The 18014-nt window shown below is 72.3% G+C and carries 17 protein-coding genes; 11 read left to right on the forward strand and 6 right to left on the reverse strand.

The window, feature by feature from the left end; genetic code table 11:
* Nucleotides 1-2 precede the first annotated feature (2 nt).
* Entirely contained in the window at nt 3-1094 is a 1092-nt protein-coding gene (locus ACFYT9_RS27820; RefSeq protein WP_389168362.1) for an endonuclease/exonuclease/phosphatase family protein, read from the reverse strand.
* 122 nt (nt 1095-1216) lie between these two features.
* Between ACFYT9_RS27820 and ACFYT9_RS27825 the strand changes: the two genes are divergently transcribed.
* The 7 genes from ACFYT9_RS27825 to ACFYT9_RS27855 all read left to right on the forward strand — a co-directional run bounded on the left by ACFYT9_RS27825 (nt 1217) and on the right by ACFYT9_RS27855 (nt 9349).
* Nucleotides 1217-2245, forward strand: coding sequence for a glycosyltransferase family 2 protein (locus ACFYT9_RS27825; protein WP_376598945.1), 1029 nt, complete (start codon nt 1217-1219; stop codon nt 2243-2245).
* Entirely contained in the window at nt 2245-3315 is a 1071-nt protein-coding gene (locus tag ACFYT9_RS27830) for a lysylphosphatidylglycerol synthase domain-containing protein (RefSeq protein WP_376598957.1), read from the forward strand. The genes ACFYT9_RS27825 and ACFYT9_RS27830 overlap by 1 nt, the downstream gene beginning before the upstream one ends.
* The gene (locus tag ACFYT9_RS27835) at nt 3302-4702 is read left to right on the forward strand and encodes an aspartate aminotransferase family protein (RefSeq protein ID WP_376598943.1); all 1401 of its coding nucleotides are present in this window, start codon (nt 3302-3304) and stop codon (nt 4700-4702) included. Before ACFYT9_RS27830 ends, ACFYT9_RS27835 begins: the two co-directional genes overlap by 14 nt.
* Nucleotides 4696-5718, forward strand: a complete 1023-nt coding sequence (locus tag ACFYT9_RS27840; RefSeq protein ID WP_376598942.1) for an NAD-dependent epimerase/dehydratase family protein — start codon at nt 4696-4698, stop codon at nt 5716-5718. The genes ACFYT9_RS27835 and ACFYT9_RS27840 overlap by 7 nt, the downstream gene beginning before the upstream one ends.
* A gap of 11 nt (nt 5719-5729) precedes the next feature.
* Nucleotides 5730-6821, forward strand: a complete 1092-nt coding sequence (locus ACFYT9_RS27845) for a UbiA prenyltransferase family protein (RefSeq protein ID WP_389168364.1) — start codon at nt 5730-5732, stop codon at nt 6819-6821.
* 96 nt (nt 6822-6917) lie between these two features.
* Nucleotides 6918-7928, forward strand: a complete 1011-nt coding sequence (locus tag ACFYT9_RS27850) for a glycosyltransferase family 2 protein (protein WP_376598939.1) — start codon at nt 6918-6920, stop codon at nt 7926-7928.
* On the forward strand, nt 7925-9349 hold the full coding sequence (locus ACFYT9_RS27855; RefSeq protein ID WP_389168366.1) for an endonuclease/exonuclease/phosphatase family protein: 1425 nt from the start codon (nt 7925-7927) through the stop codon (nt 9347-9349). The genes ACFYT9_RS27850 and ACFYT9_RS27855 overlap by 4 nt, the downstream gene beginning before the upstream one ends.
* Nucleotides 9350-9403: 54 nt before the next feature.
* Here ACFYT9_RS27855 and ACFYT9_RS27860 read toward each other — a convergent pair whose 3' ends face one another.
* The 4 genes from ACFYT9_RS27860 to ACFYT9_RS27875 all read right to left on the reverse strand — a co-directional run bounded on the left by ACFYT9_RS27860 (nt 9404) and on the right by ACFYT9_RS27875 (nt 11832).
* Nucleotides 9404-10162, reverse strand: a complete 759-nt coding sequence (locus ACFYT9_RS27860; protein WP_389168368.1) for a BTAD domain-containing putative transcriptional regulator — start codon at nt 10160-10162, stop codon at nt 9404-9406.
* A 59-nt stretch (nt 10163-10221) separates the two neighbouring features.
* Nucleotides 10222-10470, reverse strand: coding sequence for a hypothetical protein (locus ACFYT9_RS27865; protein WP_389168370.1), 249 nt, complete (start codon nt 10468-10470; stop codon nt 10222-10224).
* Nucleotides 10471-10532: 62 nt separating this feature from the next.
* Complete coding sequence (locus ACFYT9_RS27870) at nt 10533-10733, reverse strand: hypothetical protein (RefSeq protein ID WP_389168371.1); 201 nt, start codon at nt 10731-10733, stop codon at nt 10533-10535.
* A 334-nt stretch (nt 10734-11067) separates the two neighbouring features.
* A complete protein-coding gene (locus ACFYT9_RS27875) occupies nt 11068-11832 on the reverse strand; it encodes a GntR family transcriptional regulator (protein WP_376598955.1) in 765 nt (254 codons plus the stop codon).
* Nucleotides 11833-12114: 282 nt separating this feature from the next.
* Between ACFYT9_RS27875 and ACFYT9_RS27880 the strand changes: the two genes are divergently transcribed.
* From ACFYT9_RS27880 to ACFYT9_RS27895, 4 genes are all read left to right on the forward strand, one after another.
* Complete coding sequence (locus tag ACFYT9_RS27880; RefSeq protein WP_387274469.1) at nt 12115-13404, forward strand: extracellular solute-binding protein; 1290 nt, start codon at nt 12115-12117, stop codon at nt 13402-13404.
* Nucleotides 13405-13530: 126 nt separating this feature from the next.
* Nucleotides 13531-14553 carry a carbohydrate ABC transporter permease gene (locus ACFYT9_RS27885; RefSeq protein ID WP_376605284.1) on the forward strand — a complete coding sequence of 341 codons (1023 nt, stop codon included), beginning with the start codon at nt 13531-13533 and terminating at the stop codon, nt 14551-14553.
* A gap of 41 nt (nt 14554-14594) precedes the next feature.
* A complete protein-coding gene (locus tag ACFYT9_RS27890; RefSeq protein ID WP_376605286.1) occupies nt 14595-15431 on the forward strand; it encodes a carbohydrate ABC transporter permease in 837 nt (278 codons plus the stop codon).
* 9 nt (nt 15432-15440) lie between these two features.
* Nucleotides 15441-16967 carry a glycoside hydrolase family 3 protein gene (locus ACFYT9_RS27895; protein WP_389168373.1) on the forward strand — a complete coding sequence of 509 codons (1527 nt, stop codon included), beginning with the start codon at nt 15441-15443 and terminating at the stop codon, nt 16965-16967.
* A 77-nt stretch (nt 16968-17044) separates the two neighbouring features.
* Here the strand turns inward: ACFYT9_RS27895 and nagB are convergent, their stop codons facing one another.
* Nucleotides 17045-17830 (reverse strand): glucosamine-6-phosphate deaminase, encoded by a 786-nt coding sequence (gene nagB / locus ACFYT9_RS27900; protein ID WP_376602419.1) that lies wholly within the window; start codon nt 17828-17830, stop codon nt 17045-17047.
* Nucleotides 17831-18014: the final 184 nt, after the last annotated feature.

Consider the following 18014-nt stretch of genomic DNA (forward strand, 5'->3'; position numbering starts at 1 on the left):
GGTCAGCCCCGGCCCGCCCGGACCGCCACGGGGGCGGGGGAGACCAGCAGCTCCTGCCCCCGGTGGTCGGACAGACCGCCGGGGTCGGTCAGCGCGTACCGGTGCACGCGCAGCCCGCCGCCGGTGAACGTCCAGTCCAGCCGCCACAGCGGGAGCGGTCCCGGCCCCCAGCTCACCGGAAGCGCCGAGGACGAGGCCGTCACCGCGTCGGAGAACGCTCCCCGCAGCCCGTCCAGATCGCCCATCGCCGGGGTGGTGTTGAAGTCCCCCGAGATCAGCAGCGGGCGCGGGTTCGCCCGGGCGTCCGCGAGCAGCGCCGCGAAGTGCTCCTTCCGCACCGCGTCGGTCTCCCGGACCACCCGGTAGAAGCCCCGGCTCAGCGGCGACCGCTCGATGTCCAGCTGCACCGGGACGTGCACGTTGTAGAACGACACCACCCGCCCCGCCACGTCGACATCGGTCCGCAGCACCTTGTTCCGCTCGAACCGCTCCCGCCACGGCACCGGCCGGTCGTCCGTCGCCTGCCCCGGCCCGACCGGCGGAGTGGCCACCACCGGGAAGCGCGAGAGCGTCACCAGCTCGCCCCGCACCACCACCCGGTAGCCCGGAAAGGCGGCGCGCAGCGCGTCCAGCCGGTCGATCTCCGTGTGCGTCCCGTCCCTCCAGGCCAGGTACTCCTGGAGCAGGTACACGTCCGCGTCCTTCGACCGCAGGAAGCGGTGGAAGGCGGCCGGGTCGTCGGTGGTGTCCCAGTACAGGGTGTTCCAGGAGAACACCCGCAGCGCGCCCGCCGGGGCCGGCGCCGGACCGCCCCCCGGCACCAGCGCGCCCCAGTGCACCCCGGCCCGGCCGGCCCCGGCGAGCAGCAGCACCGCCAGCGCCCCCGCCAGCCACCGGCGCCGCACCCGGTCCCGTACGCCCGCGCACAGCGCGAGCAGCGCCAGCGGCACCACGAGGAAGGCGATCGGGGGAGCGAGGTCCGGCAGCAGCCACGGCCACCACGCCCCACTGAGGAACAGGCCCGGCACGGCGAGCAGCGCCCACCCCGCCACGGCCACCGCGAGCACCCGCGGGAAGGTCGTCCGAAGATTCACGACCGGGGACGCTAGCAGCCCCAAGTCGACTCTTCCGCAAGAAAGTTGACCGTCTCGAACTGCGAGAAGAGGCGATACGGGGACGATACGCGACCCATACGCGGACCCGGTGTGCTCCTCCCATGACGCAAACCGTGTCGGTCGTCATACCGGCCTACAACTCCGCACGCACGCTGGACGCCTGCCTCGACTCCGTGTTCGCCCAGACCCACCCCGTCCACGAGGTCATCGTCGTCGACGACGGCTCCACGGACACCACCGCCGAGATCGCCCGCCGCCACCCCTGCACCCTCCTCGGCGGCGGCGCCAACCGGGGCGTGTCCGCCGCCCGCAACACGGGCATCGCCGCCGCCACCGGGGACGTCCTCTTCTTCCTCGACTCCGACGAGGCCCTCACCCCCGGCTCCGTCGAAGCGGCCCTGGAGATCCTCCGCGCCGACCCCGCCGTCGGCTGCGTGCACGGTGTCATCGCCCCCGAACCGCTCGTCGACGACGGCCCCGTCGAGTGGTACAAGACCCTCCACGCCTACTGGTGGCGGGCCCGCGGCGCCGGAGTCGTCGAGACCGCCTTCTTCGCCCAGGCGGCCGTCCCCCGCGAGGTCTTCGACCGCGTCGGCGGCTTCGACGAGTCCCTGCGGGACTCCGAGGACCTGGAGTTCAGCGACCGGCTCGCCCCGCACTACCGGATCGTCCTCACCGAGCGGGTGATGGCCCACCACGACGAGGAGCACCGGCTCGGACCGCTCCTCGCCGAGACCTACCGGCGGGCCCTCCTCCTCGTCCCCGCCCTGCGCTCCGCGAAGGCCGGCGGCCGCACCAACCTCACCGCCAACACCCCCGCCTCCGTCCTCGCCGCCGCCCTCCTCCTCGGCTCCCCGGTCCTCGGCGCGCTCCTCGCCCTCCTCGGCGCGCCCGGCGCCTGGCCCGCCCTCCCGGCCGCCGCCGGCCTCCTCGCCTTCTGCGCCGCCAACGCCGGACTCGTCCGCTTCGCCGCCCGCCGCCGGGGCCTCGCCTTCGCCCCCTTCTTCACCGCCGTCCACCTCGCCTGCCACACCGCCCTCCTCGCCGGGGCCGCGGTGGGAGCCGTCCGGGGGACACCCGCCCCCACCACCCCGGCGACCCCCTCCGCCGCGAAGGCGGGCACCCCGTGATGGACCGCGTCCGCCGCTGGCTCACCCCCGTCGTGGTGGTCGCCGCCCTCGTCGGCGTCTTCCTCCTCGTCAAGGACCAGGGCGCCGAGGCCGCCCGCGCCTTCGCCCGCGCCGACGCCGTCCCGCTGCTCGCCGCCTCCGTCCTCGCCAACATCGCCGGACTCGTCCTCGCCGTCCACGCCTGGCGCGTCCTCATCCCCGGCGACCACCCGATCCGGGGCCTGCTCGCCGCCAAGATCTACTTCCTCGGGCAGCTCAGCAAGTACGTGCCCGGCCGCGTCTGGGGCGTCCTCACCCACATCGCCCACGGCCGCGCGGCCGGCGTGCCCGGCGCCCGCATGACCTCGGCGTACGTGCTCAGCCTCGCCCTCACCCTGCTCACCGGCGCCGCCGTCGGTCTCGCCGCCGCGCCCGCCGCGCTGCCCGGCCACTGGTACTGGCTCTGCCCGCCGGCCCTGGTCTTCCTCGCCGGCGTCGTCCGGCCCGCGATCATCACCCGGCCGGTCACCTGGCTCACCCGGCTCGCCCGCAGGCCCGTCGACCCGCCGCCGGACACCGCCGTCCGCCGGGCCGTCCTCCTCGCGCTCGCCTCCTGGACCGCCTCCGGCCTCCACCTGTGGTTCCTGCTCCTCGCGATCGGCGCGCCCCCGTGGTCCGGGCTCGGCGCCGCCGTCGGCGGCTTCGCCCTGGCCACCGTGGTCAGCAGCCTCGCCGTGATCGTCCCCGACGGCTGGGGCGTACGGGAGCTCACCCTCACCGCCGCCCTCGCCACCGTCCTGCCCGGCGGCCTCGCCGCCGCCGCGGCCCTCGCCAGCCGCCTGGTCTGCGTCCTCGCCGAACTCGGCAGCTCGGCGGTGGTCCTGGCCTGGTCCCGGCTCCGCGGAGCCGGCGACGTCCCGCCCGCCGAACACCCGACGAAGCCGCCCCACCGGCCCGACACCCCCGTACGGCCGGGCCCCCACGCCCCCGCCCCGGCCGGCACCCCCCTCCCCGAGTACGCCGCCGTCCCCCACGCCCACCCGTACTGCCTCACCACCCCGATCGGAGAAAACGCCCATGTACACCCTTGACGAAGCCGAGCGGTTCGACATCGACCAGGTCCACGACCTCTACCGCCGCTACGTGAACAAGAGCCAGGTCTCCCTCATGACCTCCTTCGGCTTCGGCCGGGAGCTGGTCAGGAGCGCCGAGGGGGCCCACCTCACCCTCACCGACGGCCGCCGCGTCCTCGACCTCACCGGCGGGGTCGGCGTCCTCAACCACGGCCACAACCACCCCCGCATCCTCGCCGCCCGCGAACGCTTCGCCCGCGACCGGCGGATGGAGGTCCACAAGACCTACTTCTCGCCCTACCTCGCCGCCCTCGGCCACAACCTCGCCGAGATCCTCCCCGGCGACCTCAACATGGCCTTCCTGCCCAACTCCGGCGCCGAGGCCGTCGAAGGCGCCGTCAAGCTCGCCCACAAGTTCCACAACGGCAAGCGCCACACCGTCCTGCGCGCCGACTGCGCCTTCCACGGCAAGCTCCTCGGCTCCGGCGGACTCACCGGCCAGGCCCAGTTCGGCTTCCCCACCATCCCCGGCATCGACACCTTCCGCTACAACGACCTCGACTCCGTCCGCCGCGCCGTCGCCGCCCACAAGGGCGACGTCTACGCCCTGCTCATCGAGCCCTTCAGCGCCTCCACCATCCAGGAGTGCTCCGAGGAGTTCCTGCGCGGACTGCGCGAGATCTGCGACCGCGAGAAGATCATCCTGATCTTCGACGAGATCTACACCGGCTGGGGCAAGACCGGCTCCCTCTTTCACTTCATGCGCTACCCCGGCCTCCTCCCGGACGTCCTCACCACCTCCAAGTCCTTCGGCGGCGGCAAGTCCTCCATCTCCGCCTACATCGCCCGCGAGCCGGTCTTCCGCAAGGTGTACGACAACCTCGGCGACGCCCTGATGAACTCCACGTCCACCACCTACTACGGCTTCGGCGAGGAGTGCGCCACCGCCCTCGAAGCCGTCAACATCGCCGTCGAGGACGACTACCCGGCCCGCGCCCGCGCCCTCGGCGCCGTCCTCCAGCCCGGCCTGGAGCGGCTCGCCAAGCAGTACCCCGACGAGATCGGCCGCGTCGCCGGAGCCGGCGCCCTCTGGGGCGTCTTCATCGAGGGCGGCCCGAAGATCCTCGACCTGGTCGCCAAGCTCGCCCCCGGCGGCATGGCCCGCGACCCCCGCTTCAAGACCAAGCTCGTGACCTGCGCCGTCATCAACGCGCTCTACCAGGACCACGACATCTACACGTACTACACGCTCAACGGGCTCAACCCGCTGATCATCGGCCCCTCCCTCGTCACCGAGCCCGAGGAGGCCGAGCGCGTGGTCGACGCCCTCGACGACGTCCTCTCCCGCGGCCTCACCGGCCTCGTCGCCCGTTTCATCAAGCAGAAGGTGAGCTCCCAGTGGTGATCACGATCACCGGCGCGGCCGGCATGCTCGGCTCCCGGCTGGCCGAACGACTCCTCGCCGAAGGCCACGAGGTGCGCGGGGTCGACCTGCGCCCCGGCCCCGGTGTCGTCCTCACCGGCGACATCCGCGACCGCGAACTGATGGACCGGGCCCTCGACGGCGCCGACGTGCTCGTCCACGCCGCCGCCGCCCTGCCCAGCTACCCCGACGAGCAGATCCGCTCGATCATCGTCGGCGGCACCCGGAACGTCTTCGCGGCCGCCGCCGCGGCCGGCACCCCCCGGGTCGTCCACATCTCCTCGACGGCCGTCTACGGCCTGCCGACCATCGTGCCGACCCCCGAGGAGTACCCGCGCGAACCCGTCGACACCTACAGCCGCGCCAAGGCCGCCGCCGAGGAGATCGCCGAGCGGTACCGGGCCGAGGGCATGTGCGTGCCGATCCTCCGCCCGAAGACCTTCGTCGGCCCCGGCCGCATGGGCCTCTTCTCGATGCTCTTCGAATGGGCCGAGGAGGGCCGCAACTTCCCCGTCCTCGGCAAGGGCAACGTCAAGATCCAGATGTTCGCCGTCGACGACCTCGTCGACGCCGTCGTCACCGTCATCCACGCCGACGACGACGTCGCCAACGACACCTACAACCTCGCCGCCGCCGAGTTCGGCACCCTCCGCGAGGACTTCCAGGCCGTCCTCGACGCCGCCGGCCACGGCAAGCGGGTCGTCGGCCTGCCCGCCCGGCCCGCGCTCGCCCTGCTCAGCGTCCTCCAGCGGCTCAAGCTCTCCCCGGTGTACGGGCGCCTGCTGCACAAGCTCATGGACGACTCGTACGTGAGCATCGACAAGGCCAAGGCCCGCCTCGGCTTCACCCCGCGCCACTCCAACGCCGACGCCGTGCTGCGCACCTACGAGTGGTGGCGGACCGCCCGGCACACCGCACCGGCGGCGGGCGCGACCGGGCGCACCAGCCGAGACCCGTGGAAGCAGGGCCTGCTGTCCACCGCGAAGATCTTCTTCTGAAGGGCCGTGCGATGAACCAGCTCACCCGCACCACACCGCACCCGCCGAACCGCCCCGTCCCGCACCTGACGGGGGCGGCCGGCCCCGAGCCCACCGCCCTCCCGCAGGCCGGCGCCACGGACCCCGCGTCCCCTCCCGCGCCGGCGCCCGACCTCGTATCCGCCTCCGCATCCGCCACCGAACCCCGGGCCGACCCCGGACCGGCCGTCCCGCACACCCCGACCGCCCCGCCCGATCCCACGCTCCGCGGGCGGCGCGGCCTGCCCGCCCCGCTCGCCCTCCTCCGCCCCGGCCAGTGGCCGAAGAACCTCCTGGTCGTCCCGCTCGCCCTGCTCGACGGCGGCTGGGGCGGCGGAGGCGCGGCCCGCGTCGGCCTCGCCCTCGTCGCCTTCATCCTCGCCTCCTCGCTCGTCTACGTCCTCAACGACATCGCGGACGTCGAACGCGACAAGCGGCACCCGGTCAAGCGCCACCGCCCGCTCGCCTCCGGCCGGATGAGCATCCCCGCGGCCTGGGCGACGGCCGCCGCCCTCGCCGCCCTGCTCGTCCCCGCCCTCTACCCGCTCGGCCCCGGCGGCGCCCTCGTCGTCGGCGCCTACCTCGCGGTGAACGGCGCCTACAGCTGGAAGCTCAAGCACGTCCCGCTCATCGACGTCTTCGTCGTCGCCACCGGCTTCGTGCTCCGCCTCCTCGGCGGCTACGAGGCCACCGGCCGGCCCGCCGGGATGTGGCTCGTCCTCACCGTCCTCGCCTTCTGCCTGGTCCTCATCCTCGGCAAACGCCGCCACGAGCTGAGCGTCTCCGGCACCGGCCACCGCCCCGCCCTCGTCGGCTACTCGGCACACTTCCTCGACCTCGTCCTGGTCCTGTGCTCCGCCCTCGCCGTCGTCGGCTACCTGCTCTACCTGCGCACCGAGTCCGGCTTCGGCCCCTACGCCCTGCTCACCGTGGTCTGCGCGCTGCTCGCACTCTTCCGCTACCTCCAGGTCGTGGTCGTCGACGGCGGCGGCGGCGAACCGGTCAAGACCCTGCTGCGGGACCGCGTGATGCTCGTCAACGCGGGCGTGTGGGGCGCCCTGCTCCTGCCCCAGCTCGCCGTCTGACCCCGCACCCCGCGCAGCCCTCGCGCCTTCTGCGCCTTCTGCGCCTTCCGCGCCTTCCGCGAACCCCTCCCGCCCACGAACCGCCGAGGAACCCCGATGACCGCACCCCTCGTCTCCGTCGTCGTCCCCATGTACAACGACCGCCGCACGGTCGACCTCTGCCTGCGCTCCGTCCTCGCCCAGACCCACCCGAACGTCGAGGTGATCGTCGTCGACGACGCCAGCACCGACGGCTGCGCCGAGATCGCCGCCACCCACCCCGTCCAGCTGGTCCGCGTCACCGAGAACGGCGGACCCGGCGCCTCCCGCAACGAGGGCGTCCGCCGCGCCCGCGGCGAGATCGTCTTCTTCCTGGACGCCGACCTCACCATGCACCCCGAGGCGGTCGCCGAGGCCGTCGCGCTCTTCGAGGAGCATCCGGAGTACGGGGCCGTGTTCGGAGTCCCCGACAAGGAACCCCTCTTCCCCGAGCCGCTCGTCGGCCAGTACCGCATCCTCCAGTACCACTACTGGCGCAAGAGCGCCGAGGGCGACGTCAGCGGCGGCTTCTACGCGCTCGGCGCGGTCCGCAGATCGGCGTTCATGGAGGCCGGCTGGTTCAACACGGCGCTGCGCCAGACCGAGGAGATCGACCACGCGGAGCGGCTCGCCGCCCGGTGGCCCATGCTGCTCACCTCGCGGATACGGGGACGGCTCTCCGACGAGAGCCGGATGAAGCCGCTGCTGCGCAAGGCGTTCGTCCGCAGCCGGCTGCGGGTGCCGTTCTACTTCGACCGGGGCCGGGCCATGCAGGGCATGGAGACCGGCGGCCGGGCCGCCGCCTCCGCCCTCGGCGGGCTCGCCGTCGCCGCCCTGCCGCTCGCCGCCGTCTGGCCCGCCGCCGCGCTGCCGGTCGCGGCGGCGGCCCTCGCGGGCTCGGTCCTGGCCGACTTCGGCCAGTACCGCTTCGTCGCCGAGGAGCGCGGCCTCGCCTTCACGGCCTTCTTCACCGGCGCCCACCTGCTGGTCAACACCGCCGTGGTCGCCGGCCTGGCCACCGGACTCGCCCAGTACGCGACCAGCGGCCGCTTCCGCCGCATGTACCAGCCGGGCGAGGCATTGGCATGAGCGTCACGCCCACCCCGCTCCGCACGCCGGGAGAGCCCGGCGGACCGGGAGAGCCCGGCGGCCCGGGAGAGACCGAACCGTCCGGAGGCGTCGAGTCGTACGAAGAAGCCGAGTCGTCCGGGGAGGCGGGGAAGTCCGGACAGGCAGAGTCGTCCGGGGAGAAGGGGAGGTCCGGACAAGCCGAGTCGCCCGGAGCGGCCGGGAAGCCAGGGGCCGCCGGCCCGGGCCGCGCCGCGACGCCCGCCGCGACGTCCGCCGCGCGTCCGGATCCCGGCCGGCGGCCCGGCCTTGCCCGGCGGATCGCCCGGGGGGTACGCCTCTGGTACGGGCGGGCCGTCGTCACCGCCTCGGTCGTCTGGCTCGTCTACGCCGTCGTGCGGTGGCTGATCAGCGGTCGCCTGCACTGGTCGATCATGCTCGACGTCGTCCCCCCGCTGATCCTCCTCGGCACTCCGCTCCTGCTGCTGGTGGCCTCCGCCGCCGCCTGCGGGCGGCGCCGCCCGGTCGCCGCCGCCGTCTCCGGCGCAGCCCTCGCCCTCGCCCTGGTCACCGGGTCCGGGCTCAACTGGCCCGCGCTCTGGCGCGAGCCGGGCCCGGTACCGGCCGGCGCCCTGCGGGTGGTCTCGCTCAACACCCAGTACTGGGCGATGGCGACCGGCTCCGACCGCCTGATCGCCCTGCTCAAGAGCCGGAACGCCGACGTGTACCTGCTCCAGGAACACGTCGGCTGGACCCCCGGCCTCGGCGAGGACGGCTACTGGCCGCTGGAGGACGACGCCGAACTGCGCCGCGCCTTCCCCGGCTACCACCTGGCCCGCCGGGGCGAGCTGCTCACCCTCTCCCGCTACCCGATCGTCGCGCAGCGCCCGGTGGGACCCGGCCCGGAGCTCACCTTCGGCAAGCGGCCCGACTTCGGCCAGGTGTTCGCGCGGGAGAAGGTGCTCCGCACCGACATCGCCGTCGGCGGCCGGGTGCTGAGCACGTACAACGTGCACATCACCGTGCCGCTCGCCCTCGACAACCTCAACCCCTTCACGGACTTCGACCACGACAGCTATCTGCGCCGCAAGCACGCCTGGCGGGAGGCGGAGTTCGAGGGTCTGAAGCGGGACGTGGCCGCCAACACCCACCCGACCGTGATCGCGGGGGACTTCAACGCCACCGCCGCCATGCGCTCGCTCGACGAGCTGCGGAGCGTGGCCCGGGACGCCACCCCGGCGAACCCCTCCTTCCTGCCGCTGAGCTGGAAGTTCGCCTCGCTGGGGGAGTTCGGGGAGGACGAGCTGTTCAACCGCGACCTGCCGTTCTTCCGGGTCGACTGGGCCTTCACCGACGGCCCCACGACCCTCCACCGCTACGACCTCCTGCCCACCGACGGGATCTCGGAGCACCGGATGCAGGAGCTGCGGCTCTCGCTGTGACGGCCCCTGCCGGTCACGCCGGGCGGCACGGCTGTGACGGCGCCGCGGGTCCGGTCACGCCGAGAGGCACTCCACCCGCTCGCCCAGCAGGATCGACCGCTCCAGGGCGCTGAGCCGCGGGCCCGGCTCGATGCCCAGTTCGTCGACGAGCGTCAGCCGGATCCGCCGGTAGGCGGCGAGCGCCTCGGCGGTCCGCCCGGACCGGTGCAGGGCGAGCATCAGCTGGCCGTGCAGCTGCTCCCGGAAGGGATGGGCGACGGTCAGCGCCATCAGCTCCCCGACCACGTCCGCGTGCCGGCCGAGTGCCAGCTCCAGGCGCAGCTTCTCCTCGGTGGCCCGGATCCGCAGCTCCTCAAGCCGCAGCACTCCCGGTTCGAGAGCGGGGGTGCTCTCGCCGGCGAGGACCGGGCCCGTCCACAGGGCGAGCGCGTTGCGCAGCTCCAGGACGGCCTCGGCGCGCCGGCCGTTCTCGGCGAGGTCCCGGGCGCGGGCGGTGCGGGACTCGAAGACCGAGGCGTCGAGCTGGTCGGGGCCGATCCGCAGGCGGTAGCCGTACGACAGGGTCTCGATGGCATCGGGCGAGCCGAGGGAGGCCAGGGCGCGGCGCAGCGCGGAGACGCAGATGCGGATCTGGGTGCGGGCGCTGGCCGGGGGCCGCGGCCCCCAGACGGCCTCGACCAGGCTCTCGGCGGAGACGGCCCAGTCGGGTTCGAGGGCGAGGGCGGCCAGGACGGTCCGGGCTCGCCGGCCGCCGAGCGGCACCGCTCGGTTGTCGACGGTGGCCCGCAGCGGGCCGAGCACATGGAGGAACACGACGAAGTCTCCCCGTTCGTTTCTCGGTCAGGTGGTCGAGGTGGTCGCGGCGGGGCCGCTCACAGGAGGCGGCAGTCGGCCACCGTGTAGCCGCGGAGTTCGGGCGGGTCGGCGGCGAGCATGCGCCGGCAGATGTCGAGGGCCCGTCCGATGGCGTCGAGTTCGTCGGGACAGTCGACGCAGAGCGCGATCCGGACGGAACCGCCGGCGACGAGGGCGCGGGTGGTCTCGACGGGGTCGGTGGGGCGTACGGCCCGCCGCAGGGTGTGCAGGACGTCGCCGGAGGTGAGGTGGGCGGTGTCCGCCACGGCGGGTGCGGACAGCGAGATGCCGATGAGGTAGATGGCCGGATCCGAGTGGTGCGGGCCGGTCAGCCCCAGGAGAAGCCGTCGCCGGAGGCGGTGGGGGTCGGCGTGGGGGCGGCGGCCGGGGCGGGTGCCGTGGCCGGCGCCGTGGCGGCGGCCGGGACGGCGGCGGCCGGGGGAGCGGTCTCGGCGGCGGCGAGCAGGGCGCCGGCGACGGCGAGCGGGGCGAGGGCGGTGACGAGGGCGCGGCGGGCGGACGTGGGCATGGCGGAGTACCTCCGGTGGGAGCGGTTCGCGGGATTCGTGTCGTCAGGCCCCTCGGAGGGGCTCTCTCTCGACGTGTTCCAGCTTGCTCGGCCGGGGCGGGGTCTGTCAGTGCCTCCGGGGTGGCATCAACCGACCGGGCGCTTGGCGCCAGCTCCGTACCGCCGTGTCCGTACGGCTCCGACCTGCTGTTTCGCGGGTGGTGTCACGTTCCTGCCGGACTGAAGGTGCAAGGCGGTACCCGGCCTTCCGCGAGGCGGCCGCGGAAAGCGGAGGAGGGGCCCGCCGGTCCGGCGGGCCCCTCCTCCTCGTACGTCGGTGTCGTGCTCCGGCGACTCAGCCGTTGGGCCGCTGGAGCCGGGCGACGAACTTGTAGCGGTCGCCGCGGTAGACGGAGCGCACCCACTCGACCGGCTCGCCCTGGGCGTCCAGGGAGTGGCGGGAGAGCATCAGCATCGGCAGGCCGACGTCGGTGCCGAGCAGCCCGGCCTCGCGGGGGGTGGCGAGCGAGGTCTCGATGGTCTCCTCGGCCTCGGCGAGGTGCACGTCGTAGACCTCCGCCAGGGCGGTGTAGAGCGAGGTGTACTTGACCAGCGAACGGCGCAGCGCGGGGAAGCGCTTGGCCGAAAGGTGAGTGGTCTCGATCGCCATCGGCTCGCCGTTCGCCAGCCGGAGGCGCTCGATGCGGAGCACCCGGCCGCCGGCCGTGATGTCGAGCAGCCCGGCGAGGGTGTCGTCGGCGGTCACGTAGCCGATGTCGAGGAGCTGCGAGGTGGGTTCGAGCCCCTGGGCGCGCATGTCCTCGGTGTACGAGGTGAGTTGGAGTGACTGGGAGACCTTCGGCTTCGCCACGAAGGTGCCCTTGCCCTGGATGCGCTCCAGCCGGCCCTCGACGACCAGTTCCTGGAGGGCCTGGCGCACCGTGGTGCGCGAGGTGTCGAACTCGGCCGCGAGCGTGCGCTCCGGCGGCACGGGGGTGCCCGGCGGAAGGGTCTCCGTCATGTCGAGGAGGTGCCTTTTCAGCCGGTAGTACTTGGGCACGCGCGCGGTGCGGGTGACCGCCCCGCCCTCTGACTCCGTGCTGCCCGCCTCCGTGGCCATGGCCTGCCTTCCCGACTGTGCTGCTGCCGTCACCGGCTCCTCCGTCTGTCGCGGCTCACATGGTGGCACGGACCGGTCACGGGTCGTCGGCCTCCCTCAGGTGTCGGTCCGATAACGGACGCGACTGCCCTTCTTATACACCCTTGACACCCCCAAAGGTCTAGGCCAAGCTCCGGGTACTGGTCTAAACCATTAAAGACCAGGTCCCAGCCCCACGAGCACTACCTGACGTATGTCTTCGCGCGGTGGGCAGGGGTTGCAGGCATCCCTGAGGAGGGTGGCGTGAAGCGCAAGCTCATCGCGGCGATCGGCGTCGCGGGCATGATGGTCTCTATCGCTGCGTGTGGTACCGACAGCGGTGACAAGGACAAGGGCAAGTCCGAGGGCGGCAACAAGTCGCTCACCGTCTGGGTCATGGACGGTTCCGCTCCCAAGGAGTGGATCGACGGTGTCAACAAGGAGTTCGAGGCCGCCCACCCCGGCGTCAAGGTCAAGGTCGAGGTCCAGCAGTGGACCGACATCCAGACCAAGGTCACCACGGCCCTCTCCGAGGACACCCCGCCGGACGTCCTGGAGCTCGGCAACACCCAGACCACGGGTTACGCCGTCTCCGGCGGTCTCGCCGACCTCTCCGGTGACAAGGAGAAGCTCGGCTACAACAACTGGAGCAAGGGCATGCTGCCCTCGGCCGAGCTGGACGGCAAGCTCTACGCCGCTCCGTGGTGGGCCGCCAGCCGCGTCGTGATCTACGACAAGGCCGCGTACAAGAAGGCCGGCGTCACCCCGCCGAAGACCCGCACCGAGTGGATCGAGGGCCTGAAGAAGCTCAAGGCCACCGACGCCAAGTCGCAGCCGATCTACCTGCCCGGCCAGAGCTGGTACGTCCTCGCCGGCTTCCTGTGGGACGAGGGCGGCGAGCTCGCGGTCAAGGACGGCGACAACTGGAAGGGTGGCCTGGCCACCCCGCAGGCCGCCGCCGCGATGAACTTCTACAAGGAGCTGCAGTCCTTCTCGACCGCTCCGAAGGACAAGGACGAGGCCACCCCGCAGCAGTCCGTGGACGTCGTGCCCAAGGGCGGCGTCTCCTCCTGGATCGGTCTCGGCTGGGAGGCCGGCGGCGCGATCGCCGCCATCGAGAAGGCCGGCAAGAAGTCCGACTTCGGCTACTTCCCGATCCCGGGCAAGACGGCCGACAAGCCCGGCTCCGTCTTCTTCGGCGGCTCGAACCTCGCCGTCGCCGAGCGCTCCCAGAACCAGGAGCTCGCGAAGGAGTGGCTGGCCTTCGTCACCAACAAGAAGCAGCTGGAGTCGTACGGCACCGCCAACAAGGGCGGCATCATCCCCGTCGACACGTCCGCGCAGGTCACCCCTGAGGCCGGCTCCTTCGCCGAGGCCATGGTCAAGGTCGCCGAGGTCGGTCGCATCACCCCGATCACGGGTGGCTGGGCCAACGTCGAGACCGAGCCCAACCCGATCAAGGGCTACATGACCAAGGTCCTGAAGGGCGAGGACCCGCAGAAGGCCGGCGAAGAGGCCGACAAGGTCATCGCCGAGCGCATCAACGAGAAGTAATCCCACCCCGGTGGCGTGGCCGGCTTCCCCCGGCCACGCCACCAGGGCGTTGCAGTGATTGCGGCCCGCTCCCCCGGGCCGTGCCCCGGTGGGCGCGGGAGCCCCAGAACCGCGAGGAAGAAGACCATGACCGTGGACTCCCAGGGGACGGCGACCGCCGGTTCCCAGGACGCGCCCGGGAGGGCGGCAGGGAAGTCGCAGACTCCGCCACCCCCTTCCGGCGCGAAGGAAGCCCTTCAGCCCTCGCGCGGCAGACGTTCGCTGCCTGGTGGGCTACTGCCGTACCTGCTCGTCACGCCCGCCCTGCTGTCCATGGCGGTGCTGCTGCTCTACCCGCTCGTCAGCAACCTGATCCTCTCCTTCCAGTCGGTCAACCGGCGTGAGCTGATCCGCCGCGAGACCCCCTGGGTCGGCTTCGACAACTACACGGAGCTGCTGAGCGACCCCGACTTCTGGACCGTCGTCCTCCGCTCGGTCCTCTTCACCGCCGCCAACGTCGCCCTGATCATGGCGATCGGCACCGGCATCGGCCTGCTCCTCAACCGCCTCGGCAAGAAGATGCGGCTGGTGCTCTCCCTGGCGCTCGCCTTCGCCTGGGCCATGCCGATCGTCGCCTCCGTCACCATCTTCCGGTGGCTCTTCGACGAGCAGTACGGCGTCGCCAACTGGCTGATGCGCACGCTCGGCTTCTCCGGCTACGAGCAGCACAACTGGTTCGAGACCAGCTTCTCCACCTTCGTGATCATCACGGCGCTCGTCGTCTGGGGCTCCGTCCCCTTCGTCGCCCTCAACATGTACGCCGGCCTCACCACCGTGGGCTCCGAGCTGTACGAGGCGGCCCGCATGGACGGCGCGAGCGGCTGGCGGACCTTCTGGGCCGTGGTCTTCCCGAACCTCAAGCCCTTCTTCATGATCACCACCTTCCTGGAGATCATCTGGGTCTTCAAGGCGTTCACCCAGGTCTACGCCATGAACCAGGGCGGCCCCGACCGCGCCAGCGAGACCCTCCCCGTCTTCGCGTACATCGAAGGCATGAGCCAGCAGCACTACGGCGTCGCGGCGGCCATCTCGATCCTCACCATCGTGATGCTCCTCGTGGCCATGTCCTTCTACTTCCGCCTGATCCTGAAGCAGGAGGACGAGCAGTGAGCACCACCGCACAGACCCCCGAGGCGCGGACCCCGCAGAAGCTGCGCACCCGCAAGCCGCTGACCGTCGGCACCGTCGCGAAGAACGCCGCCGCGATCGTCCTCGCCGTGATCTTCGTCTTCCCGGTCTACTGGATGTTCTCGTCCTCGCTGAAGCCGCAGAGCGAGATCCTGACCAAGGACCCGGTCTTCTTCTTCACCCCGACCTTCGAGAACTACTCGACGGCCACCGGTGTCGACCTCTTCTGGACGTACGTCACGAACAGCCTGATCGTCACGGTCGGCGCCGTCGTACTGGCCCTGCTCGTCGCCCTCGCCGCGAGCTTCGCGATCGCCCGCATGAAGTTCAAGGGCCGCAAGGGCATCGTCCTCATCGTCATGATGGCGCAGATGGCCCCCTGGGAGGTCATGGTCATCGCGATGTACATGATCGCCCGCGACAACTCGATGCTGAACAGCATCCCGCTGCTCACCGCGATCTACTTCGTGATGGTCCTGCCCTTCACCATCTGGACCCTGCGCGGCTTCATCGCCGCCGTCCCGGTCGAGCTGGAGGAGGCCGCCCAGATCGACGGCTGCACCCGCGGCCAGGCGTTCCGCAAGGTCATCTTCCCGCTGCTCGCACCGGGCCTGATGTCCACCTCGCTCTTCGGCTTCATCACGGCCTGGAACGAGTTCGCCATGGTCCTCGTGCTCAACAAGGACAAGACGAACCAGACCCTGACGCTCTGGCTCACCCAGTTCCAGACCGCGTTCGGCGACGACTGGGGCGCCACCATGGCCGCCTCGACGCTCTTCGCCCTGCCCGTGCTCATCGTGTTCCTCTTCCTCCAGCGCAAGGCCGTCGGCGGCATGACCGCCGGCGCGGTGAAGGGATAACGGCGCCCCATGACCACACTCCTGCACGGCTCGGACACCCTGACCCGTGACGCGCTCACGGTGCTCCAGCCCGGCTTCGTCGGCACCACCGCCCCCGACTGGCTGCTCCGCCGGATCGGCGAGGGACTGTCGTCGGTCGGCCTCTTCGGCCGGAACGTCGTCAGCCCCGAGCAGCTCGCCCGCCTCACCGCCCAGCTCCGGGCCGAGCGGGACGACGTCCTCGTCGCCATCGACGAGGAGGGCGGCGACGTCACCCGCCTGGAGGTCAACGACGGCTCGTCCTTCCCGGGCAACTACGCCCTGGGCCGGGTCGACGACGTCGAACTGACCCGGGCCGTGGCCCGCGAGCTCGGCCGCCGGCTCATCGACTGCGGCATCGACCTCAACTGGGCCCCCTCGGCCGACGTGAACTCCAACGCCGAGAACCCCGTCATCGGCGTCCGCTCCTTCGGACCGGACCCGGACCTGGTCGCCCGGCACACCGTCGCGTACGTCGACGGGCTCCAGGCTGTCGGGGTCGCGGCCTGCACCAAGCACTTCCCCGGACACGGCGACACCAACGTCGACTCGCACGACGCGCTGCCCCGGATCGATGTGGACCTCGCCACACTGCACGCCCGTGAGCTGGTACCTTTCCGCGCGGCCATCGCCGCGGGTACCAAAGCCGTCATGAGCGCGCATATCCTGCTTCCCGCGCTCGACACCGACCGTCCGGCCACCCTGAGCCCGCAGATCCTCACCGGTCTGCTCCGCCAGGAGCTGGGCTTCGACGGCCTGATCGTCACCGACGGCATGGAGATGCAGGCCGTCGCGGCGACGTACGGCATCCAGCGCGGATCCGTCCTCGCGATCGCCGCGGGCGCCGACGCCATCTGCGTCGGCGGCGGGCTGTGCGACGAGGACACCGTACTGCGGCTGCGTGACGCGCTGGTCGAAGCGGTACGGACCGGTGAACTGCCCGAGGAGCGGCTGGCCGACGCCGCGGCGCGCGTGCGCGCCCTGGCGGCCTGGACCCAGGCGCACCGGGCGAGGGGGGCTGGATCGGTGCCGGGCGCGGCAGTGCAGGAGGGGACCGCGCCCGGCGCCGACGTCGGACTCGTGGCGGCCCGCCGGGCCCTGCGGATCACCAAGGGCGCCGAGCTCTACACCCCGGTGTCGAGCGCCCCGTTCGTCGCCTCGTTCACCCCGGTCGCCAACTTCGCGGTCGGCGACGAGACCCCGTGGGGCGTCGCCGCCGAGCTGGACCGGCTGCTGCCGGGCACGGAGTCCGGTTCCTTCGACGCGGAGGCGACGGTGGAGTCCGTCCTCGCGGCGGCGGGGGAGCGGCGGATCGTCGCGGTCGTCCGCGACCTCCACCGGCACCCGTGGATGACCGCGGCCCTGGACGGCCTGGTGGCCGTCCGCCCGGACACCGTGGTCGTCGAGATGGGGCTCAACGAGGCCGAGCCGCGCGGCGCCCTGCACATCGCGACCCACGGCGCCGCCCGGGTCTGCGGCCGGGCCGCGGCCGAGGCCGTGGTCGGCACAGGCGCCTGACGCCCGGAGAAGCACACGAGAGGGGCCCGGCACCTGTTCCCAGGTGCCGGGCCCCTCTCGTGTGCGTCCCAGTGGGATCAGATGCCCTGCCAGGAGGGCTTGTTCGCGTAGGTGTGGCGGAAGTAGTCCGCGAGCTTCAGCTTGGAGGCGGCGGCCTCGTCCACGACCACCGTGGCGTGCCGGTGGAGCTGGAGGGCGGAGGCCGGCACGAGCGCGGCGACCGGGCCCTCGACGGTCTGCGCCACGGCCTCGGCCTTGCCCTCGCCGGTGGCGAGCAGCACCAGGTGGCGGGCCTCCAGGATGGTGCCGATGCCCTGGGTGATGACGTGGTGCGGGACCTGCTCGATGTCGTTGTCGAAGAAGCGGGCGTTGTCCACCCGGGTCTGCTCGGTCAGCGTCTTGATCCGGGTGCGGGAGGCGAGCGAGGAGCAGGGCTCGTTGAAGCCGATGTGCCCGTCGGTGCCGATGCCGAGGATCTGGAGGTCCACACCGCCGGCCTCGACCAGCGCCCTGTCGTACGCCTCGCAGGCCGCCTGGACGTCCTCGGCGGAGCCGTCGGGGCCCATGAAGTGGTCCTCGGGGAGGCCGAGCGGCTCCACGACCTGGCGCAGGACCGTCGAGCGGTACGACTCCGGGTGCCCGGCCGGCAGGCCGACGTACTCGTCCAGCTGGGCGATTCGCGCCCGGGAGGCGTCCACGGAGCCGGCCCGCACCTGGGCGGTCAGGGCGTCGTAGATCGGGATCGGGGTCGAGCCCGTGGCCACGCCGAGCAGCGCGTCGGGCTTGCGGCGCAGGAGGTCGGCGATGCCGTCCGCGATGAGCTCTCCGCCCGCCTTGGCGTCCTTGACGATGACAACTTCCACGCTGTGCCTGCCGATCTGGTGAGGGGCTGGGGAGGGGCCATGTGGTATAGACCAATCAAAGTCCCAATCTAGCAGAGTGAGGCCCGTCTCCTCATGCCGTTCCGCACCCCGGACGGCCCGCGCCGCCCGGCCCCTCTCCATGGTCGGCCGCCCCCGCCCCACCAGCCACCCGGGCCGCCCCGCC

The organism is Streptomyces sp. NPDC004435, assembly GCF_042873895.1.
In the GTDB taxonomy this organism is placed as follows: domain Bacteria; phylum Actinomycetota; class Actinomycetes; order Streptomycetales; family Streptomycetaceae; genus Streptomyces.